Source organism: Kribbella sp. NPDC005582 (assembly GCF_040605415.1).
GTDB lineage: Bacteria > Actinomycetota > Actinomycetes > Propionibacteriales > Kribbellaceae > Kribbella.
Genome location: NZ_JBEXCU010000001.1, coordinates 1203646 through 1223555, shown reverse-complemented (window position 1 = coordinate 1223555; position 19910 = coordinate 1203646). Strand labels below are relative to the sequence as shown.

The window sequence follows — 19910 nt, the reverse complement described above, 5'->3', positions numbered from 1 at the left end:
GCCGCGCGCGTCAGACCGGCAGGTAGATCGCGATCACCAGCGTGCCGCCGGTCGGCTTGCCCTCGGTGAGCACCATCCCGGCTTTGGTGGCCGGTTGGGCGACCACGGTTTCGCTTGAGACTCCGAGGTCGCCATGACTCTCGGACTCGACCTGCATGCCGCCCGCGGTCGCGGTCCCGACCCGCGCTTCGGCGCGGAGCGTCCCGGCGGTGCCGAGCCCGGCGCCGCCGTACGCGAGGACGAAGTTCTGGTTGGCCGGGGTGTCGATCTCGACCTGCTTCGCGGTTCCCGGCGCGGACTTGACGGTGCTGAGGCGGTAGCTGACGCCGCCGGCCTCGATGCGTTCGTCGAGGCTGACGCCGCCGACGACCCGCTTCGGGCCTTGGGTGTAGACGCCGAGGGCGAGGTAGCCGTCGGTCGGCACCGGCGGGCTGTTCTTGTCCGTCGGGATCAGCCGCGCCGTCACCTCGACCTGACCAACTGGTGCGCGGTCGTTGCCGGCAGCCGTGTCAGAGTTCCCCGCATCGAGCGAAGTGCTCGTGCAGGTCATCTCCGTCGCGAGCTTGCCGTTGAACCTGATCTGGAGCATGTAGGGGCTGTTCCCGTTCACCGGGCCGTTGGTGGCGGTGCAGAACGGGCGGAGCTTCAGCAATGATCCGTCGGACGTGAACTTGAACCGCACCTCGGAGCTGCCCGGCCCAGCGACGCCGGCCCCGAGCAGAGTGTCGCCGCCGATCTTCTTCCGGTACGTGATGCCGTCCTGCTGGAAGTCGTCCGGACCGGGTGCCGGCGGCGCTGGGTTGCCGACCCGTGCTGCGTCGGTGGTGGAGTAGATGCCGAGCCGGATCGGCCGGCTTGAGGTCTGAGCCTTGCCGCTCTCGATGTCGACGACCTCGGCAGAGACTGTGGTCGCCTTGCCGACGGGCGCGGTCAGCCAGAGCGGGGAGTCGGCCAGGAACGTCCCGAGCGGGACGGTCTCCGAGTCGGTGGTTCCGTCGTGGCAGACCGATGAGCCGAGGTACCGGCCGCCGATCGTGACTCGGACCTCCGTGGGGAGTGCATAGCCGACGGAATCGCAGGCAGCGTAGATGGCGATCTTGTTCGTGGTGGGCGTCCAACTGAAGGAGAACTTGCTCTGTTTCGGGTCGCCGATCCATGCCTTGAGCAACTTGTCGCCGTTGATCATGCCGGGGACGGTCTGGCCGTTCCGCACGTAGTCCGGCGGAGTGGCGGGCTCCGGCGTGGAGGTGTTCAGGACGCCCGGCACCACCGCGACGGCCAGCACCGCGATGGCCGCGACCGAGGCGAGAGCGGTCGCCGTACGGCGTTGTTTCGTACGCCGGATCTTGGTGCGGACGCCGGGCAGCAGGTCGGGCTGCCGTTCGGCGGCCTCTTCGGCGCGGGCGGTCAGTTCCGTGCGGAGGTCTTGGAGGTTCATCGGGGAGTCTCCTGAGTGGCAGGGGAGCCGGAGAGGAGGGCAGGATCCAGGCGAAGTTTCGCCACGGCCTTGCTGGCTTGGCTTTTGACGGTGCCGATGGTGGTGCCGAGGATGCGGGCGGTCTCGGCCTCGGTCAGATCCTCGTAGTAGCGCAGGACGATGACGGCGCGCTGCCGGCGGGGGAGCCGTTGCAGCGCCAGCCAGAGGTCGCCCTCGTACTCGGGGCCGGCGGCGGGGTTGGTCTCGGGGAGTTCGTCGCTGGGAATCTCGTGGTGCCAGCGGCGTCGCCACCAGGAGGCGTACGTGTTCACCATGATCTTGCGGACGTACGGCTCGGGGTTGTCCCGCTCGATCCGGGACCACGCGAACCACGCCTTGGCGAGGGCGGTCTGGACCAGGTCCTCGGCCAACGCATGGTCATGGGTGAGCAGATACGCCGTCCGCAGCAGGCGGCCGGAGCGAGCGGCGACGAAGGCGTCGAATGCTTCACTCGATGTCACCTGGAGCCCCGTTTCTCCGGCACGCACAGTGAGCGCGCTGTCCTTGATGGTCACATCCTGCCTGACCAGGTGTCCCCGGGATTTGGTTGCCTGTTCGGCACAAAGTTTCTTCCGAGACCTGGTCAACCGGTGGATCTTGCCGCAATGCTGGCCTCAGACAAGTCCCTCACCGCCCCGGAGGTTGTCATGTCCCAGCTTCTGTCCCGCCTCACCGGCCGTCCGCTGCCGCGGATCGTCGCCATGCTGCTGCTCTTCGCGGCGATGCTGACCGCGACCGTCACCACCCAGTTCGTCACCGCCACCGAGGCCCGCGCCGACGGCTGCTACACGTGGGGTCGTTCGCTCAGTCAGGGCATGACCGGCGCCGATGTGAAGCAGCTCCAGATCCGCGTCGCCGGTTATCCCGGGTACGGCGCACACCTCGCCACCGACGGCGAATTCGGACCGGCCACGAAGGCCGCGGTCCAACGGTTCCAGTCGGCGTACGGGCTGACTGCGGACGGGATCGCCGGACCGGCGACGTTCACCAAGCTCTACGCGCTGCAGGACGACGACTGCACCCCGATCCACTTCACCTACGCCGAGCTCGACGACGGCTGCGGCGGCTCCGGGTACGACGGCGGTCCGCTCGGCGAGGCGGCCACCAAGGCGAACGCGCTGCAGACGATGTGGCAGCTCGAAGCCATGCGGCACGCCCTCGGCGACCAGCCGATGAATGTCACCAGCGGCTTCCGCAGTACGCCGTGCAACAACTCCGTCGGCGGTGCGAGCAACAGCCAGCACCTGTACGGCCGCGCGGCCGATCTGGTCGGGTCGCAGTCGCTGTGCACGCTGGCCAAGCAGGCTCGCAACCACGGCTTCGGCGGCATCTTCGGCCCGGGCTACCCCGGCCACAACGACCACACCCACGTCGACATCCGCAGCTCGAACGTCTGGGACGCACCGAACTGCGGTATCTGACCTACAGCAGCTGGGTGACCGTGTGAATCACCAGCCCGACAAGGGCGCCGACCACGGTGCCGTTGATCCGGATGAACTGCAGGTCGCGACCGACGTGCAGTTCGATCCGGGCCGACGCTTCGCGGCCGTCCCAGCGGGAGATCGTGTCCGAGATGACGGAGACGATCTCGGTGCCGTAGGTGCGGATGACGTAGCTGACGGCCTCGGCGGCCCGCGTGTCGACCTTCGCTCGCAGTACGTCGTCGTCCTGCAACCGCCCGCCCAGGTCCTGGATGACCTTCACACCGCGGACGCGGAGCGTGCTGGCCGGGTCCTGGATCGAGTCGATGAGGGCCGTACGCAACGAGTCCCAGACCGCGGTCAGGCTGGACCCCATGTCGGGGTGGGTGAGCATCCGCGCCTTGAAGGCCTCGAAGCGTGCCATCGTGTCGGGGTCGTTCTGCAGGTCGACCGCGAGCTTGCGCAGCAGCCGGTCGACGGCCTTCCGGGCCGCGTGATCCTGCGTGTCCCGTACGTCGGCCAGCCAGGCGAGCGCCTCGCGATGAATCCGGTCGACCACGAGCCGGTCGACCCACATCGGTGACCACCGCGGCGCCCGCGGCCCGACGACATCGGCCAGCAGTTCGCGGTTGTCACTCAGCCAGTCGTAGGCCTCGATCATCAGCAGATCGAAGAGGGCGTGATGCGCCCCGTCGTCGACGACCGACTCGAGGAAGTGGCCGGCGATCGGGCTCAGCGGCTCCTGGACGAACCGCGGCAGCAGCGAGCCCCGGACGAACGCGGTCACGTCCTCGTCGCCGAGCTTCGGTAGCGCCGCCCCGATCGTCCGCGCGCCCTCGGCGACGATCCGCTCGGCGTGGTTGCCGGCTGCCAGCCACTCACCGGCGCGGCGACTCACGTCGGCCGACTTCATCTTCTCCGTCACCACCTCCTCGGAGAGAAAGTTCTCGGTGACGAACTGTTCGAGGCTCTCCGCCAGCATGTCCTTGCGCGTCGGCACGATCGCGGTGTGCGGGATCGGCAACCCGAGCGGATGCCGGAACAACGCAGTCACCGCGAACCAGTCCGCGAGCGCACCGACCATCGCTGCCTCGGCCGCCGCGTTCACGTAGCCCCAGCCGCCGTCGCGATGCAGCGTGACCACGTAGATGACCGCGGCCAGCACGAGCAACGACACCGCGACGAGTCGCATCTGCCGCAGCCCACGTCGCCGTACCTGATCGGCGGCGCTCAACGTCATAGTCGCCATACACCGATCCAACCAGGTGATACCCAACGATCCGGTCAGGCGATGACCTGGTTCGCCCCTGATTTCACCGTACGGCGGTCCATCCGGCCCGAGATCACCGCGAACACCAGCCCGGCGACGGCCAGTGCCGCACCGACTCGGCTCGGCCATTCGTAGCCATAGCCGGCCGACAGAACGACGCTGCCGAGCCAGGCGCCGAGCGCGTTGGCGATGTTGAGCGTGGAGTGGTTGAGCGACGCGGCCAGCGACTGACCCTCGTGGGCGACGTCCATCAGCCGGGTCTGCAGCGCGGGGATCAGGATGCTCGCCGAGCACCCCATCGCGAACACCGCGATCAGCGCGGTTGGCTTCGTGTGCGCCATCCACCCGAACACGCCCAGCACCACGGTCACCGCGATCAGGCCGCCGTACAGGCTGGGCATCAGGGCGCGGTCGGCCAGCCGGCCGCCGATCAGCGTGCCGCAGGTCATCCCGACGCCGTACGTCGCCAGCACGATCGTGACCGCGGCCGCGGAGAAGCCGGCCAGTTCCGTCATCGTCGGGGTGATGTAGGAGTAGGTCGCGAACATGCCGCCGAACCCGACCATCCCGACCAGCAACGCCATCCACACCTGCGGCCGGGCCAGCGCGCTCAACTCGCTGTGCAGGTTGGTCTCGCTGCCCACCGGCTGCGGCGTCACCCAGAACCAGACCGCCACCAATGTGAGCAGCCCGAGTCCACCGACCGCCAGGAACGGCGCCTGCCAGCCGAGGCTCTGGCCCATCAACGTCGTCAGCGGTACGCCGATGATGTTCGCCACCGGCAGTCCGACCATGATCATCGAGACCGCCCAGGCCCGCCGGTTCACCGGCACCATCGCCGCGCCGACCACCGCGCTGATCCCGAAGAACGCGCCATGCGGCAATCCGGTCATGAATCGCGCCGCCATCAGCATCTCGTAGCTCGACGCCACCGCCGACAAGATGTTGCCCACGACAAACAAAGCCATCAGCCCGAGCAGCAGCCGCTTCCGGCCGGTCCGCGCTCCGAGCGCCGCGATCACCGGTGCGCCCACCACGACCCCGACCGCGTACGCCGAGATCACGTGACCGGCGGCCGGAATCGAGATCCCCACGCCGTCCGCGATCTGCGGCAGCAGCCCCATCGTCACGAACTCGGTGGTCCCGATCGCGAACCCACCCGTGGCCAAGGCGAACAGTGCGGGTCTAGTCACACCTGAGTGTCGCAAAACCCCGCCTTCAGCTCCCAGAAACTTGCCACTGGATTGTCAGGAGTCGGCTCGGCTTCGGTGAGCGGCGAAGACGAGGACGGCCACCGCCACCAGCCCGAACAGGATGTTGCCGATCAGGTCGGTCGTTGCGGATGCCGCGGACACCGGCGACTCGGGGAACGCGTGCCAGACGTAGGTCAGCAACGCCCCACCTGCCACGGCCAGGGAGTGGCGCTGGGTCCACGCCGTGCGCCGGGACCACGTGAGCAGCAACGCGGTCGCCAGTCCGTCGATCGCGAGCACGACCGCCGTCTTGAGCCAGGGCGCATTGATCAGGTCGTCGGACAGCATCCAGGCCGAGCTCAGGACGAGCCCGGTGATTCCGGCCATCCAGATCGGCGGGACTGCGCCGGCCAGCTCGAGGCGCGGGCGCTTACCGACCCGGATCGCCAGGGCGACGAGTACGACGATCGCCACGGCGACGCCCGCGAACTGGCCCGGTTCGGCGACGAAGGGGTCGTTGGCGATCGCGAAGGCGTTGTTGGCGACCACGCCGAGCACGAACAGGACGGCGTACAGGGAGAGGCCGAGTTTGCCGAGCCATGGTTCGCGGGGGCGGCGGGAGATCGACTCCATCACGACGATCGGGACGGTGATGCTCCAGACGGTGTGCAGGCCCAGGACGAACACGGTCCAGGGGCCGCCCATCCCGAGCGCGTCGAGGTGGCCGGGATCGAGCAGCCGGAGGCCGGCGTAGTTGGGGTTGAACAGCGACATCGTCGTGACGCCCTCCTCGAGGACGCCGTACGCGAGGGCGAGCAGCACCACGCTCGGATAGCCCCCGCCGCGTCGCCGGACGATTTCACGGATCAGTACGGCGCCGCCGCCGTACAAGGGGGCCAGGGCGACGAGTGCGAAGAGCGCGGTGATCGGGAGATTGCCGAGGACGAACTCGGCGACCAGGGGCGCGAGGAAGAAGAGTCCGAGGGCGGGAAGGGCTCGTTTCGTCATGCTTCCACGGTGACCGGCGGTGGTCGCGTCGCCGGATGCGATCCGTCCCGATGCCGCGCTGACAGGTGTCATGGGGGTCGGGTCAGGGGCATTCCCTATACGCCGTATAGGGAATGCGGTCTTTAATGATGCTCATGCGCGAAGTGACGACGAAGGACCGGATCACGGCCGCCGCGACGTACCTGCTTACCGAGCACGGCGCGGACGGCGTCTCGATGCGGAAGGTGGCGGCCGCGGTCGGCATCACGCCGATGGCGATCTACCAGTACTTCCCCGACCGCGAGACGTTGCTCAATGCGATCGCCGACGCGGCTTTCGCGGAGCTGGTACGGCGCTGGGAGTCGGCCGACAGGCCGGTCGCGGCCGACGAGCAGATGCGGGAGATGCTGGCCGACCACGTCGACTTCGCGCTCGCCCAGCCGCGGTTGTACGCCTACATGTTCGTGGAGCGGCGGGATCAGGCGCGCACCTTCCCGGACGACTTCGCGGCTCGTCGGTCGCCCACGCTGAACCTCGTCGCCGACGCGATCACGCTCGGGATCGAGCAGCGGCTGTTCCGCCCCGACCTCGACCTGTGGGAGACCGCGCTGCTGTTCGCCGCGCTCCTGCACGGTCTCCTGCAACTCCACCACGGTGCTCGCATCGGTATGCCCGACGCAGCGTTCCGCTCGCTGTGCCTGCGATTGGGCGAAAGGATCATCAATGAAATCCGTCTCTAGGTGGTACGGCGTCCTCGCGGCGCTGGCGACCGGTGCGTTGCTGTACTTCGGTTCCGGGCTCTCGACGCTGCCCGCGTTGATCTGGTGGGCGCCGCTGCCGGTGCTGCTCGTGGTGCCCCATCTGCGGGTTGGCGCGGCTGCGCTGACGGCCTTCGCCGGCTGGCTGCTGGGGTTGATGAATCTGACCCCCTACCTGCTCGACGATCTGGAGTTGCCGGTCGTCGCGCTGTCTTTCTTGTTGCTGATGGCCGGGCTGTTCACGGTCACCGCGTTGTTCTTCCGGGCGCTGGTGGTGTGTGGGCATCCGCTGATCGCCGCCATCGCCGTACCGGGTTTGTGGGCTGCGCTCGACTATGTGGTGTCTGTCGTCTCGCCGCATGGCGCGTTCACGAGCCTGGCGTACACCCAGGCTGATGTTCGGCCTGTGAATCAGATCGTGTCGCTGGCTGGCCCTTGGGGACTGAGCTTTCTGCTGCTGTTCGGTGCTGCGAGTCTCGCGGCTCGTCGGTTCCTGCTCCTCGCCGGCGTGGCTGCTGCGGTCTGCCTGTACGGCGTTGTGCAGCTGCATCAATCGCCTCCGCCTGCGACGGTACGCATCGCCGTACTGTCGGCCGAAGGCGCTGATGACGCGGGCTGGCCGGCGGCGGGTGGACCGGCGATCGTTGGGCGCTACGAGCCGCTGATCGCTGATGCTGCTCGGCGTGGTGCGCGGGTGGTGTTGCTGCCGGAGAAGATGGTCGATGTGCAGATCGCCGCGCTGCCTGGGTTTTCAGCCTTCTTCCAGAAGCTTGCCAGCAGCAACAAAGTGGAGCTGGTGGTCGGGGTGACGGTGCTCGGCGACGGGGATCGGAACCGGGCGTTGATCTTCCATCCGGACGGTGCTGCGCCGACGTCGTACGACAAGCACCACTTGATTCCTGGTCTGGAGCCGTATGAGTCGGGTGACCGGCTGGCGACGTACGAGGGGTGGGGGTTGATGATCTGCAAGGACCTCGACTTCCCGGCGCTCGCTCGCTCCTACGGGAAGCTGGATGTCGGCCTGCTGCTCGTACCGGCGCTGGACTTCGAGAACGACGGATGGCTGCACAGCCGGATGGCGTTGCTGCGAGGGATCGAGAACGGTCTGCCGATGGCTCGCGACGGGAGCAAAGGCCGGCTCACGCTGAGCGATGCGCACGGTCGGGTGGTCGGCGAGACGGAAGCTCCCGCCGATGCCTCGGCGGTTCTGGTCGGCGAGCTTCATCCGGGCCGCGTGCACACGCTGTACACCGCCTGGGATGACTGGTTCGCCTGGCTCTGCGGACTGCTCGCACTCGCTGGAGCGGTGTGGTTGAGGTCGGGTGGCCGGCGTGAAAGCATCCGGCATGGCCAACTTCGGTGATTTTCAGCTGCAGCTCTACCTGCAGGGAATGCTGCAAGGAACCAAGCCGGAGATCACGACCGACCTGGCCCGGCTGGAGTCCCAGGCCGCCGGCACGCTGACCGCCGAGGCGATGGGCTACATCGTGCCGAGCGCGGGCAACGGCGCGACGGCGCGGGCGAACCTGGCGGCCTTCGACCGCTGGCGGTTGGTACCGCGGATGCTGCGGGGGAGTGTCGAGCGCGACCTGAGCTGCACGATCCTCGGTACGGCGATGCCCGCGCCGGTGCTGATCGCACCGATCGGTGTCCAGACGCTCGCGCACCCCGACGGTGAGCTGGCGACGTCGCGCGCCGCCGACACACTCGGCCTCACCTACACCCATTCGACGCAGGCGAGCCACGCGATCGAGCAGATCGAGGCCAAGAGCAAGTGGTACCAGCTGTACTACCCGACCGATCGCGACGTCTGCCTCAGCCTGCTGCAGCGCGCCAAGGCCAGCGGGTACGGCGTACTGGTCGTCACGCTCGACACCGGCACGATCGGCTGGCGACCGGCCGACCTGGATCGTGGGTTCCTGCCGTTCCTGAAGGGTGAGGGGCTCGCGAACTACTTCAGCGACCCGGCCTTCCAGGCCAAACTCGCCAAGCCGATCTCCGAGGACCCGGGCGCGGCCGTGATGCAGTGGGCGCAGATGTTCCCGAACGTTGGCCTGAGCTGGGACGACCTCGGCTTCCTGCGCGACAACTGGGACGGCCCGATCGTCCTCAAGGGCATCACCGCCGTCGAGGACGCCAAACTCGCCGCCGAACACGGCTTCGAAGGCCTCGTCGTCTCCAACCACGGCGGCCGCCAGGTCGACGGCGCGATCGCCGCCCTGGACGCGCTCCCCGCGATCGCCGACGCGGTCGGCGAGCAGATGACGGTCCTGTTCGACTCCGGCGTACGCACGGGCGCGGACGCGGCCAAAGCACTCGCCCTGGGCGCCAAGGCAGTCCTCCTCGGCCGGCCTTTGTTGTACGGCCTCGCCCTGGCCGGCCAGGCCGGCGTCGAACACGTCCTCCGCTGCTTCCTCGCCGAACTGGATCTCACGCTGGCGTTGTCGGGCTACGCCAACCACCGCGAACTCAACCGCGACTCGGTGGTCCGCGCGTGAAAGCAGTCATCTTCGACCTCGACAACACCCTCTTCGACCACACCGGCTCCGCCGACGCCGCCGTACGAGTCTGGATCCCCGAGCTCGGCGGCACCCCGACGGACGAGCTGCTCGCCCAGTGGTTCGCCATCGAGGACCGCTGTTTCAACCGCTGGCTCACCGGCGAACTCACCCACCAAGGCCAACGCCGAGCCCGCCTCCACGAGTTCCTCCCGTTGCTGGGTCATCCCGTCCCCACCACCGAACCCGCCCAGGACGACCTCTTCGCCCGCTTCCTCGACCTCTACCGCACCAACTGGTCAGCGTTCCCCGATGCCCGCCCGGCCCTAGAAGTTGCCCACAGCAACGGTTGGCGCGTAGCCGTCCTCACCAACGGCAGCACCCCCCAACAAACCGCCAAACTGGAAGCCATCGGCTTGGCCGACCTAGTCCACGTCGTCTGTACCAGCGAGTCTCTGGGCGTCAGCAAACCCAACCCCCAGTCCTACCTACAAACCTGCGCAGCCCTGGGCGTCGACCCCGCCGAAACCCTCATGATCGGCGACAACCTAGACCTAGACGTCCTAGGCGCCCAAGCCGCAGGCCTGTCCGCCACCCACCTCAACCGCCCAGCAGGCGCCGTACTAACCGACCTCCTGCGCACCTGACCCCGACTAACCGCCAACGGCCGCGCACCCGGCGGACCGCCAACACTCACCAACCACGCCGCGCCTACCCCATCCACGCCTAACCGCCGCCCGCAACCGCCCTTTTCAACGCGTTACTGAGTGGGGCCGGTCCGGCGGACGTGCGCGCGGCCCCCGATTGTGATGGGCCGGCGGTCCGCCCCAAGCCGCGGCCGTCGTTCGGCGTTTGGTGGGCGGGCCCACCGGCTTGTGGGTGGGCCAACCGCATGCGGTGGGCTGTCCCACGACGCGGTGGGTCAGCCCACCAAATGGGGACTCCTAGTCGACGGTCCAGGTGTCGGCGCCGGTGATCAGGGACTGGAGGTCGCCGGGGCCTTGGGCTTCGGTGGCGGTGTGGATCTGCTGGCGGACGAGGTCGTCGTACGCCGGGCGGTCTACCTGGCGGAAGATGCCGATGGGAGCCTGGTGGAGGACGCCGGCGTCGGTGAGGCGGGAGAGGGCGAAGGCGTAGGCGGGGTCGGGGGTGTGGGCGTCGTGGATGACGAGGTCGGCTTCGCCGTTGGGGAGGTCGGCTACCTCGCGGACGGCGAGGGAGGCGAAGCCGTCGCGGACTACGCCCAGGTGGCCGTCGGTGCCGAAGCGGATGGGGGCGCCGTGGACGAGCGGGATGATCGCGTCGTCGCGGGTGTCGGGGTTCTTGAAGGCGTCGAAGGCGTTGTCGTTGAAGATCGGGCAGTTCTGGTAGATCTCGACGAACGACGTGCCGCGGTGTTCGGCGGCGGCGCGCAGGACCGACGTGAGGTGCTTGCGGTCGGAGTCGACGGTGCGGGCGACGAAGGTGGCTTCGGCGCCGAGGGCCAGCGAGACCGGGTTGAACGGCGTGTCCACCGAACCCATCGGGGTCGACTTGGTCACCTTGCCGGGCTCGGAGGTCGGTGAGTACTGACCCTTGGTCAATCCGTAGATCCGGTTGTTGAAGAGCAGGATCTTCAGATTCACGTTCCGCCGGAGCGTGTGGATCAAGTGGTTGCCACCGATCGACAGCGCGTCGCCGTCACCGGTCACCACCCACACGCTCAGATCCGGCCGAGCCGTCGCCAGCCCGGTCGCGATCGCCGGCGCCCGCCCGTGGATCGAGTGCATGCCGTACGTCGACAAGTAGTACGGGAACCGCGACGAGCAGCCGATCCCGGACACCATCGCGACGTTCTCGCGCTTGATCCCGAGCTCCGGCAGGAACCCCTGAAAAGCAGCCAGTACGGCGTAGTCGCCGCACCCCGGGCACCAGCGAACCTCCTGGTCCGACACGTACTCCTTGCGGTTCTGCGGTGCGTCCGCAACCGGCACTCCGCGCAGGCCGCCAGGCAGCCCCAGATCAACCGTGGTCATCGCGCCCCCTCCAGGTGGTCCCAATGCGTCAGGTTCGCCGCCGCCACGCCCAAGTGCCGCGCGTCGTCGTCGATCCCCTCGGTCTCCTCGACCAGGTTGCCGATCACCTCGGCCAGCTCGGCCGCGCCGAGCGGCATGCCGCGGACCTGTGCGTACGACACGACGTCGATCAGGTACTTCGCCCGCAGCAGCATCGCCAGCTGCCCCAGGTTCATCTCCGGGACCAGCACCTTGTCATAGCTCCGCAGCACGTCTCCGAGGTTCGACGGGAACGGGTTGAGGTGCCGCAGGTGCGCCTGCGCGATCTTCCCGCCGACCGCACGCACCCGGCGGACACCGGCCCCGATCGGCCCGTACGTCGATCCCCAGCCGAGCACCAGCACCTTCGCCGTACCGTCCGGGTCGTCGACCTGCAGCGGCTCGATCGTGCGAGCGATCCCGTCGACCTTGGCCTGCCGGGTCCGGATCATCAGGTCGTGGTTGGCCGGGTCGTAGGAGATGTTGCCGGTCTTGTCCTCCTTCTCCAGACCACCGATCCGGTGGTCCAGCCCCGTCGTACCGGGAATCGCCCAGGCTCGCGCCAGCGTCTCCGGATCGCGCAGATACGGCAGGTACGTCGCCGCGCCCTGAGCGTCGGTCGCGTTGGGAGCCGTCGTGAAGTTGGGATCGATCGTCGGCAGCGACTCGACCGACGGGATCTGCCACGGCTCGGAACCGTTGGCCAGGTACCCGTCGGAGAGCACCATCACCGGCGTCCGGTAGGTGACCGCGATCCGGATCGCCTCGACGGCGATCGCGAAGCAGTCCGCGGGGGACTGGGCGGCCAGCACCGGCAGCGGCGCTTCGCCGTTGCGGCCGAACATCACCTGCAGCAGATCGGCCTGCTCGGTCTTGGTCGGCATTCCCGTCGACGGCCCGGCGCGCTGGATGTCGCAGACGACCAGCGGCAGCTCGAGCATCACGCCGAGACCGATCGTCTCGGACTTCAGCGAGATGCCCGGCCCGGACGACGTGGTCACGCCGAGCGCGCCGCCGAACGACGCACCCAGAGCGGCGCCGACCCCGGCGATCTCGTCCTCGGCCTGGATCGTGGTCACGTTGAATCGCTTGAGCTTCGACAGCTCGTGCAGGACGTCGGAGGCCGGGGTGATCGGGTACGCGCCGAGCACCATCGGCAGCCCGGCCCGCTGCGCGCCCGCCACCAGGCCGTACGCCAGCGCGAGGTTGCCGGAGATGTTGCGGTACGTGCCGGTCGGCATCACGGCCGGCTTGATCTCGTAGCGGACCGAGAACTCCTCGGCCGTCTCGCCGAAGTTGTAGCCCGCCCGGAAGGCCGCGATGTTCGCGTCCCGGATGGCCGGCTTGCCGGCGAACTTGGTCTCCAGGAACGTGATCGTCGACTCGACCGGCCGCTGGAACAGCCACGAGACCAGACCGAGCGCGTACATGTTCTTGGCCCGGGACGCGTCCTTGCGGGTCAGCCCGAACTCCTTGACCGACTCCACCGTCATCCCGGTGAGGTTCAGCGCGACCACGTGGTACGCCTCGAGCTCGCCGGTCTCCAGCGGATTGGCGTCGTACCCGATCCGCTTCAGGTTCCGGGTGCTGAAGTCCGCGGTGTCGACGATCACCGTCGCGCCCCGCGGGACATCCTTGAGGTTCGCCTTGAGGGCGGCCGGATTCATCGCGATCAGTACGTCGGGGGCGTCGCCCGGCGTCAGGATGTCGTGATCGGCGAAGTGGAGCTGGAACGACGAGACCCCCGGCAGAGTCCCGGCTGGTGCCCGGATCTCCGCGGGGAAGTTGGGCAACGTCGACAGGTCGTTGCCGAACGATGCCGTTTCCGCTGTGAACCTGTCCCCCGTGAGCTGCATCCCGTCGCCGGAGTCGCCGGCGAAGCGGATCACCACGCGGTCGAGCTGCTTGACCTCGATGGTCACTGTTCTGTTCATCTCCAAGTCGGCGCTTGGGCCGGCGGCCCGCCTCGTGAGCGGTACCGGTCCCCCCAGGGCAGGGCGGTAACCCCAATATTAGTTCGCCCTTCGAACGGAACCACGGAGAAGGCGTGCCGGTCCACAGCCTGGGACAGGCTGTTAAAAGGCCGGTATCTGTGCAGCGGGAGTCACCCTGAGCAGCCGCTCGGTTGCGGAGGTGGAGCACCAGGGGGCAGGGTGTCTCCATGGTTCGTCGTCCCGTGGTCGCGCTCACCTGTCTGCTGTTCGCTCTGACCGCTTGCGCGGCACCGGCGGCACCCTCCAGTGGCGCTCTGAGCCTGTCCGGCGCCGACCACTCCGACGGTACGGCGACCGCCGTACTGCCGGCGGCTGCCGTGGCACCGGCCCGGCACGTGAAGCTCACCGGCATCAAGACCACCAACGCGACCACCGGGGTCATCACGGTGACCGGCACGGTCACGCCGGCCCCGGCGAAGGGCACGCGGATCCGCTTGCACCAATGGATCCCGACCACGAAGAAATGGCAGGAGATCGGCCACGGGTTCTCGGTCGGCACCGGGGTGACGATCAAGGTCACCCAGCCGGGCTCGGTCCGCGACTATCGCCTCAACATTTACGCGCAGGCGCCGTACGCGGCGTCGACCTCGAAGCCGATCACTTTCAAGCACTACGTCTGGCGCGGGCTGTTCAAGCGCGGCGTGCTTGCCTCGGGTGGGAAGGCGAACCCGCAGCTCACCGTCATCCCGCCGTCCGAAGGACCGCGGCGCTCGGAGGCGGATCTGCTCGCCGACAAGGGCGGCTACGTCTGGGGCGAGGTCGACTCGACCGATTGCCGGCACTTCAAGACCTGGCTCGGCAACCTGACCGACGGTACGGCGCGACTCTCGATCCACAACGGTCCGCGAGCGAAGGCGATCGCCTCGGTCCGGCAGAAGCAGGAGACCGAGGGCAACCTCGCGGCCGCGATCGACGGCGTCACCCGGCTCCGCCTGCAGGCCACCGACGTCCAGTCCGGCTACGGCCCCTACATCTCGGTCGACGCGTACCTGCTCTGCACGAACTAAGCTTCGACCTGTGTCGGAGAGCTATGGCGTCGTCGCCGCGGTGGTCGCGCTCGGCCTGGTCGGGTTGATCGGTGCGTTCGCGCTGAACAAGGCGCTGACCGTCACCTACCCGACCGAGGGCAAGCTGACGACGTACGAGTCGGGTGTGGACCCGGTCGGCGAGGGCTGGGCGCAGGTCCACATCAGGTACTACCTGTTCGCGTATCTCTACGTCATCTTCGCCGTCGACGCGGTCTATCTCTTCCCGTGGGCGACCGTCTTCGCGACGCTCGGCGTCGCCACGCTGATCGAGATGTTCGTCTTCCTCGCCTTCGTCGCGGTCGGGCTGCTCTACGCCTACCGCAAGGGAGTCATCCAGTGGACCTGATGAACGCTCTGCACCGCGAGGCGATCGTCGCCGATGCGCACAACGACCTGCTGATGCTGGTCGCGCGCCGGCCGAAGGCGGTCTGGTCGTCGTACTTCCGGGAGCGGTGGATCCCGCAGTTGCGTGCGGGCGGCATCGACGTACAGGTGCTGCCGGTCTTCATCGACGACGAGTTCCGGCCCGAGGGCGCGATGCGCGAGACGCTGCGGATGATCGAGGCCGCGCACCGGATCGCCGAAGGCAACGCGGACGAGGTCGTCCTCTGTACGGCGCCCGGCGACATCGCGGCCGCGAACTCCGCCGGGAAGATTGCGCTGGTGCTGGCTCTGGAAGGCTGCCCGCAGATCGACAACGACCTGGAGCTGTTCCAGACCTTGCAGCGGCTCGGGGTCCGGATGGTGTCGTTCACACACTTCGGCCGCAGTTCGCTCGCCGACGGTTCGGGCGAGGACGCGACGGGCGGTCGGCTGACCCACGCCGGGGTTGAGGCGGTCGGCTTGCTGGAGGAGCTCGGCGTACTGATCGATGTCTCGCACGTCGGCCGGACCAGCGTCGAGCACATCCTGGAGCTGGCCCGGAAACCGATCGTTGCCTCGCATTCGAGCGCCTTCGCGTTGCGCGACCACCACCGCAACCTCACCGACGAGCAGCTGCGCGCGATTGCCGCGACCGGCGGCGTGGTCTGCGTGAACTTCTTCGCCGGCTTCCTCACGACCGAGGAGAAGCCGGCCATCGACCACCTGGCCGAGCATCTCGAGTACGTCGTCGACGTGGCCGGCGCCGACCATGTCGGGTTCGGCAGTGACTTCGTCGCCGAGGTGTTCGACGAGAAGATCCCGGCCTGCGACCGGCCGGTGATCATCCAGGGTCTCGACGCCGGCGTCTACGTGCCGGGTCTGGAAGGACCGGCCGGAATGCCGCTGGTCACCGAGGCCCTGCAGCGGCGCGGGATGCCGGAAACGACCCTGCGCAACGTCATCGGCGGCAACCTGACCGCACTGCTCTCGACCGTCGCCTGAACCGATTTTCGTTGCCCTCCGTAGTGATGGCATGACGGATCTCGTCGCACTGAAGGTGACAGATCGTCACCTTCAGCCGGTGTCGAAATAGTTGCTTCGTCACCGCTTGTGATTGCGTGCAGCAACAACCGTGATGATGATCGCCGTGCTCATAACAGAATGCGTCCGCACTGTCGCCAACAGGTCGATTCGTGGTTATCGTGACTACGCGGGGGTACCACACACGTGGAGGGTGGTGACGAGATGAGCTGGCAACTCTGGGTGCTGATCAGCGTCGTCGCGGTCGCCCTGATCGTGTTCCTGGCCTCGCGGATGCGGCGCGCCCAGCACGTCTTCGACGACATCACCCAGGTCGAGCGTCCGGCGCCTGCCGCCCCCACCGATGAGCTTGCGCGTCGCCGTTCCCACCGCGTCGCGCATGACCCCGGCCGGCATCGAAGGCACGGGTAGGCGGCTCGGCCCGCCAGATCAACGGAGCGCCCGGTCCCCACACCGGGTTCCGCCCAGCACCGCTCATGATCGATGCCCCCCACAGCGCCGATCGTGAGCGGTGCACTCTGTGTGGTAGGTCAGTCGTTCGATGCAGCAACGATCCGTGCTGAGTCACCCGCTTGTTGTAGGCAACTGTTCGTGCTGGGTCATGCGCTTGCCTCAGTCCAGCAGCCCGTCTCGCCGCGCCACTGCGGCGGCTTCGGTGCGGGAGCGGACGCCGAGTTTGCCGAGGATGTTCGAGACGTGCACGCTGACCGTCTTCTCGCTGATGTAGAGCTCGCGCGCCAACTGCCGGTTGGTCCGGCCCTCGGCCAGCAGCTTCAGCACCTCGGTCTCGCGCGCGGTCAACGCACCGCCGCCCAAACCAGGCCCTTCGGTCCCGCCGAGCTCGGCCAGCAGCGGCTTGGCTCCCAGCGCCCTCGCGGTCTCGGCTGCCAGCAACGCTTGCTCGTTCGCCTCGGAGACCTTGCCGGCCGCACGGAGCGCATCGGACAGCCGGGCCCGTGACCACGCCTGCTCGTGCACGTTCCCGTACCCGAAGGCCTCCATGGTCCGCCGCCACACAGCCACGTGCTCCTCGGCGGCAGGCGGGTCGATCCCGGTCAGCCATCGCAGCCGCTCCCACTCGGCCTCCATCCGCGACAACCAGGCGAGTCCTTCAACACCCAGCAGTCGCCCGGGCGGCAGGCCCTTCTCGGCCGTCGTCTGCCCGGTCGCCACCAGCTCGGCACCGCGGGCGACCAGCTCCTTCGCCGCGGACGGCTCACCGACCGCGCGGTGACAAAGCACCTGCAGCCCGAGCGCCGAGAAGCGGACCTGGGCGGTGAACAACTCGGTCTGGAAGATGTCCTGGCACAAGCCCGTCACGTCCGCGAGCAGCTTCTCTGCGTCAGCCGGCCGATCCAGCCGCCGGTACGCGTCGACAGCCGGCTGCAGTCCGATGATCGGCGTCAGCACATCCAGCTGCCACCACTTCCGCAGCAGCTCGAGCTCCTCGGCCACCCCGTTGTCACCGCGCCCGCCCCGCACGTTGAACTCGACGCTCCGCAAGGCGGCCGCCGACGCGGCCGGCGTACTGGAATCCACCCGGGTGGTCATCGTCGACTCGTCCCACTCGCCGAGCGTGAACTGCGTCAGCGCCAGCATCCGCCGAGCATCGAACCCGTACGCCGCCCACTGCCGACCGAGCTCGGAGGCCCGCTGACAAGTCGCGATGAAGGTGTTCTTCGCCGACTGGAGGTCGCTCTCCTCGTACTGGATCGAGCCGAGCAGGAACCGGCTCCGAATCTCGGCAGCGGCGTCCCCGGCGAGCTGCGCCCGGACGGCCGCCTCCTCCATCTGCCGCGCCGCGGTCGCGGGATCGCCGGCCCGGCGGCGGAGCTGCGCGAGCGTGATCCCGGCATCCCCGGCGGCCGACTCCTCGCCGGCCTCACGGGCGATCTCGAGCGCCTTGTGCGCCCAGCGCTCGGCCTCCATCGAGCGGCCGAGCCCGGCCGAGACCCGTGCGTACAGCGCGGCGATCTGGGCCTTGAAGACCGTCGACGGTTCGTCGGCGACCAGCTTGAGCGCCTGCGTGGCTGCCTCGCTCGCCTCTTGGTCCTGGTCGATGACGAGGGCGATATCGGCCAGCGGCAGCAGCAGCTGGGCCCGCTGCACCTTGGGCGCGTCGGCCGGCAGATCGGCGAGCGCCTTACGGAGCAGCTTGAGCGCGCGCAGGTGCTGCGACGAGAGCGTGGCCGCCATCGCGGTCTCGGCGATCAGCCAGGTCTTGTCGATGGTGTTGTCTGTGCCCGCGTTCGGCAGCAGCTCCAGCGCCATCTCGTAGTGCTTCAGCGCCTCCTGCGGCGCGGCGACCGAGATCGCCTCCTCGCCGGCTCGCACTCTGGCCTCGAACGCGGTCGCCAGATCATGGGACCGCGTCGCATGGCCGGCCAGCTCAGCCGCCGTACCGGCGACGGTTTGGTCCTTCAGTGCCTGCACATAGGCCGCGTGCTGGCGCACTCGCTCGCCCGGCAGCAGATCGTCGTACACGGCCTCGGCGAGCAGGGCATGCCGGAAGTAGTAGCTGGCATTGCCCGGTACGTCGATGATGTGCGCGTCGATCAACTCGCGCAACGCCAGATCCAGCTCGTTGTCGGGCAGCCCGGCGACCGTGGTCAGCAACGTGTGTGGAACCCGTCGGCCGGCCACCGCGATCACCCGCGCGACCTGGCGCGCCTCGTCGGACAGCGGGTCGAGCCGAACCAGCAGCAGATCGGCCAGATCAGGCGGTACGGCGGCGCTGTCGCCCATCGACGAGGCCGCGACCAGCTCCTCCGTGAAGAACGCATTGCCGCCGGCCCGGTCGAGGATCCGCCGTACGTCGGACTCCGGCAGCGGCTCGGTGAGCAGCGAGTCGAGCAGTGACCGCGCCTCGGTCGCGTCCAGCGGCAACAGGTTGACCCGGCGGACGCGCGGGTTGCGCGACCACTCGGCGATCGGGCGGCGCAGCGGGTGCCGCCGGTGCAGGTCGTCGCTGCGGTACGAGACCACCAGCGTGAGACGTTGGGCGGTCAGCCGGGTGAGCAGGAAACCGATCAGGTCCCGGGTCGAGTCGTCGGCCCAGTGGGCGTCCTCGACGATCACCAGCAGGGGCTCGCTGGTCGACAGCGCGGTGAACGCGCCGAGGACCGCGTCGAAGAGCGCGGCGCGGTCCAGCGGGCCGTCCTGCGGCACCGGCTGGGCGCCGATCAGGCGGTGCGTGGGCAGCAGCCGGCCGATCGCCGGGAAGTTCGTCAGGACGCTCTCGACCAGATCCGGCCGCTCACCGGCCAGCCGGCCGAAGATCTCCGAGAACGGCAGGTACGGCAGACCGGCCTCGCCGAAGTCGGTGCAGTGCCCGACGAGGACGCCGAAGCCGCGCTCGTGGGCTCCGGTGGCGACTTCGTCGAGCAGGCGGGTCTTGCCGACGCCGGCGTCACCGGACAGGAGAACAGCACCGGCGCGACGCGTTTTGGCGTCGTCGACGGCACTGAGCAGGGCGGCCATCTCGGTCGAGCGGCCGACGAGAGGTGTCGAGGTCCAGGGCACGGAGTCCATCTTCGCCCCTGGAGCCGACACAAATCGACGGCATCCCGTCCGATCAGCGCCACCGGCAACAAAAACGCCGTCCCGGAGCGGAAGTATCCGCTCGGGGACGGCGCCGGTGATCGCGTCGGCGGCCTTGGCGGGCCCGGTCCGCGCGCTGGTCACGGCGGTCATGCGGCCGTGGTGAAGGATCGGCGGGCGTGCCGCGGAGCGGGCTTGGCGGCCTGCTCCGGGCGGGTCCGGCGGCTCAGCTTGCGGAACTCACGCTTGGTGCGCTCCTGGCGGTAGGCGGTCTCTGCCTTAATCGACTGTGCGGTGATGAACATGG

General features: G+C 68.6%; 18 protein-coding genes. 9 read left to right on the top strand and 9 right to left on the bottom strand.

The genetic code is table 11. The features are described 5' to 3' along the window. Positions 1-10: 10 nt before the first annotated feature. Positions 11-1438, bottom strand: a complete 1428-nt coding sequence (locus tag ABZS29_RS06180; RefSeq protein WP_355459029.1) for a hypothetical protein — start codon at positions 1436-1438, stop codon at positions 11-13. Then, positions 1435-1938 carry a SigE family RNA polymerase sigma factor gene (locus ABZS29_RS06175; RefSeq protein WP_355459027.1) on the bottom strand — a complete coding sequence of 168 codons (504 nt, stop codon included), beginning with the start codon at positions 1936-1938 and terminating at the stop codon, positions 1435-1437. Before ABZS29_RS06175 ends, ABZS29_RS06180 begins: the two co-directional genes overlap by 4 nt. Before the next feature lie 186 nt (positions 1939-2124). Here ABZS29_RS06175 and ABZS29_RS06170 point away from each other — a divergent pair, with 186 nt between their 5' ends. Then, on the top strand, positions 2125-2898 hold the full coding sequence (locus tag ABZS29_RS06170) for a D-Ala-D-Ala carboxypeptidase family metallohydrolase (protein ID WP_355459026.1): 774 nt from the start codon (positions 2125-2127) through the stop codon (positions 2896-2898). 1 nt (position 2899) lies between these two features. Here the strand turns inward: ABZS29_RS06170 and ABZS29_RS06165 are convergent, their stop codons facing one another. The 3 genes from ABZS29_RS06165 to ABZS29_RS06155 are packed head-to-tail and all read right to left on the bottom strand — an operon-like array spanning position 2900 to position 6369. Then, complete coding sequence (locus ABZS29_RS06165; RefSeq protein WP_355459025.1) at positions 2900-4147, bottom strand: DUF445 domain-containing protein; 1248 nt, start codon at positions 4145-4147, stop codon at positions 2900-2902. A gap of 35 nt (positions 4148-4182) precedes the next feature. Beyond that, the gene (locus tag ABZS29_RS06160; protein WP_355459024.1) at positions 4183-5361 is read right to left on the bottom strand and encodes an MFS transporter; all 1179 of its coding nucleotides are present in this window, start codon (positions 5359-5361) and stop codon (positions 4183-4185) included. A 54-nt stretch (positions 5362-5415) separates the two neighbouring features. Further along, a complete protein-coding gene (locus tag ABZS29_RS06155; protein ID WP_355459023.1) occupies positions 5416-6369 on the bottom strand; it encodes a hypothetical protein in 954 nt (317 codons plus the stop codon). A gap of 134 nt (positions 6370-6503) precedes the next feature. Here ABZS29_RS06155 and ABZS29_RS06150 point away from each other — a divergent pair, with 134 nt between their 5' ends. The 4 genes from ABZS29_RS06150 to ABZS29_RS06135 are packed head-to-tail and all read left to right on the top strand — an operon-like array spanning position 6504 to position 10251. Beyond that, positions 6504-7088, top strand: coding sequence for a TetR/AcrR family transcriptional regulator (locus tag ABZS29_RS06150; protein ID WP_355459021.1), 585 nt, complete (start codon positions 6504-6506; stop codon positions 7086-7088). Beyond that, on the top strand, positions 7072-8469 hold the full coding sequence (locus tag ABZS29_RS06145; protein ID WP_355459019.1) for a nitrilase-related carbon-nitrogen hydrolase: 1398 nt from the start codon (positions 7072-7074) through the stop codon (positions 8467-8469). The genes ABZS29_RS06150 and ABZS29_RS06145 overlap by 17 nt, the downstream gene beginning before the upstream one ends. Continuing rightward, positions 8453-9604 (top strand): alpha-hydroxy-acid oxidizing protein, encoded by a 1152-nt coding sequence (locus ABZS29_RS06140; protein WP_355459018.1) that lies wholly within the window; start codon positions 8453-8455, stop codon positions 9602-9604. The genes ABZS29_RS06145 and ABZS29_RS06140 overlap by 17 nt, the downstream gene beginning before the upstream one ends. Beyond that, a complete protein-coding gene (locus tag ABZS29_RS06135; protein ID WP_355459016.1) occupies positions 9601-10251 on the top strand; it encodes an HAD family hydrolase in 651 nt (216 codons plus the stop codon). Before ABZS29_RS06140 ends, ABZS29_RS06135 begins: the two co-directional genes overlap by 4 nt. Before the next feature lie 297 nt (positions 10252-10548). On the opposite strand, the gene ABZS29_RS06130 is transcribed toward ABZS29_RS06135, so the two are convergent. Together ABZS29_RS06130 and ABZS29_RS06125 are read right to left on the bottom strand one after the other, a co-directional pair. Beyond that, on the bottom strand, positions 10549-11619 hold the full coding sequence (locus ABZS29_RS06130) for a 2-oxoacid:ferredoxin oxidoreductase subunit beta (RefSeq protein ID WP_355459014.1): 1071 nt from the start codon (positions 11617-11619) through the stop codon (positions 10549-10551). Then, on the bottom strand, positions 11616-13571 hold the full coding sequence (locus ABZS29_RS06125; RefSeq protein ID WP_355459012.1) for a 2-oxoacid:acceptor oxidoreductase subunit alpha: 1956 nt from the start codon (positions 13569-13571) through the stop codon (positions 11616-11618). Before ABZS29_RS06125 ends, ABZS29_RS06130 begins: the two co-directional genes overlap by 4 nt. A 227-nt stretch (positions 13572-13798) precedes the next feature. Here ABZS29_RS06125 and ABZS29_RS06120 point away from each other — a divergent pair, with 227 nt between their 5' ends. The 4 genes from ABZS29_RS06120 (at position 13799) to ABZS29_RS06105 (ending at position 16474) form a co-directional block, all read left to right on the top strand. Continuing rightward, positions 13799-14638, top strand: coding sequence for a hypothetical protein (locus ABZS29_RS06120; protein WP_355459010.1), 840 nt, complete (start codon positions 13799-13801; stop codon positions 14636-14638). Between the two features lie 10 nt (positions 14639-14648). Further along, positions 14649-15005, top strand: a complete 357-nt coding sequence (ndhC, locus tag ABZS29_RS06115) for an NADH-quinone oxidoreductase subunit A (RefSeq protein WP_355459009.1) — start codon at positions 14649-14651, stop codon at positions 15003-15005. After that, entirely contained in the window at positions 15005-16024 is a 1020-nt protein-coding gene (locus ABZS29_RS06110) for a dipeptidase (RefSeq protein WP_355459007.1), read from the top strand. Before ndhC ends, ABZS29_RS06110 begins: the two co-directional genes overlap by 1 nt. A 243-nt stretch (positions 16025-16267) precedes the next feature. Continuing rightward, entirely contained in the window at positions 16268-16474 is a 207-nt protein-coding gene (locus ABZS29_RS06105; protein WP_355459005.1) for a hypothetical protein, read from the top strand. Between the two features lie 201 nt (positions 16475-16675). Here ABZS29_RS06105 and ABZS29_RS06100 read toward each other — a convergent pair whose 3' ends face one another. Both ABZS29_RS06100 and ABZS29_RS06095 read right to left on the bottom strand, forming a co-directional pair. Continuing rightward, positions 16676-19756, bottom strand: a complete 3081-nt coding sequence (locus tag ABZS29_RS06100; RefSeq protein ID WP_355459003.1) for an AAA family ATPase — start codon at positions 19754-19756, stop codon at positions 16676-16678. Continuing rightward, positions 19753-19908 (bottom strand): hypothetical protein, encoded by a 156-nt coding sequence (locus ABZS29_RS06095; protein ID WP_355459002.1) that lies wholly within the window; start codon positions 19906-19908, stop codon positions 19753-19755. Before ABZS29_RS06095 ends, ABZS29_RS06100 begins: the two co-directional genes overlap by 4 nt. Between the last annotated feature and the right edge of the window lie 2 nt (positions 19909-19910).

What these genes read in the sequence shown, in the direction of transcription:
- ABZS29_RS06145 (WP_355459019.1), top strand. Translation starts at nt 7,072, where the DNA reads ATGAAATCCGTCTCTAGGTGGTACGGCGTCCTCGCGGCGCTGGCGACC.
- ABZS29_RS06120 (WP_355459010.1), top strand. Translation starts at nt 13,799, where the DNA reads ATGGTTCGTCGTCCCGTGGTCGCGCTCACCTGTCTGCTGTTCGCTCTG.
- ABZS29_RS06165 (WP_355459025.1), bottom strand. Translation starts at nt 4,147, where the DNA reads ATGGCGACTATGACGTTGAGCGCCGCCGATCAGGTACGGCGACGTGGG.
- ABZS29_RS06170 (WP_355459026.1), top strand. Translation starts at nt 2,125, where the DNA reads ATGTCCCAGCTTCTGTCCCGCCTCACCGGCCGTCCGCTGCCGCGGATC.
- ABZS29_RS06150 (WP_355459021.1), top strand. Translation starts at nt 6,504, where the DNA reads ATGCGCGAAGTGACGACGAAGGACCGGATCACGGCCGCCGCGACGTAC.
- ABZS29_RS06100 (WP_355459003.1), bottom strand. Translation starts at nt 19,756, where the DNA reads ATGACCGCCGTGACCAGCGCGCGGACCGGGCCCGCCAAGGCCGCCGAC.
- ABZS29_RS06130 (WP_355459014.1), bottom strand. Translation starts at nt 11,619, where the DNA reads ATGACCACGGTTGATCTGGGGCTGCCTGGCGGCCTGCGCGGAGTGCCG.
- ABZS29_RS06155 (WP_355459023.1), bottom strand. Translation starts at nt 6,369, where the DNA reads ATGACGAAACGAGCCCTTCCCGCCCTCGGACTCTTCTTCCTCGCGCCC.
- ABZS29_RS06095 (WP_355459002.1), bottom strand. Translation starts at nt 19,908, where the DNA reads ATGTTCATCACCGCACAGTCGATTAAGGCAGAGACCGCCTACCGCCAG.
- ABZS29_RS06180 (WP_355459029.1), bottom strand. Translation starts at nt 1,438, where the DNA reads ATGAACCTCCAAGACCTCCGCACGGAACTGACCGCCCGCGCCGAAGAG.
- ABZS29_RS06125 (WP_355459012.1), bottom strand. Translation starts at nt 13,571, where the DNA reads ATGAACAGAACAGTGACCATCGAGGTCAAGCAGCTCGACCGCGTGGTG.
- ABZS29_RS06105 (WP_355459005.1), top strand. Translation starts at nt 16,268, where the DNA reads ATGAGCTGGCAACTCTGGGTGCTGATCAGCGTCGTCGCGGTCGCCCTG.
- ABZS29_RS06140 (WP_355459018.1), top strand. Translation starts at nt 8,453, where the DNA reads ATGGCCAACTTCGGTGATTTTCAGCTGCAGCTCTACCTGCAGGGAATG.
- ABZS29_RS06110 (WP_355459007.1), top strand. Translation starts at nt 15,005, where the DNA reads ATGAACGCTCTGCACCGCGAGGCGATCGTCGCCGATGCGCACAACGAC.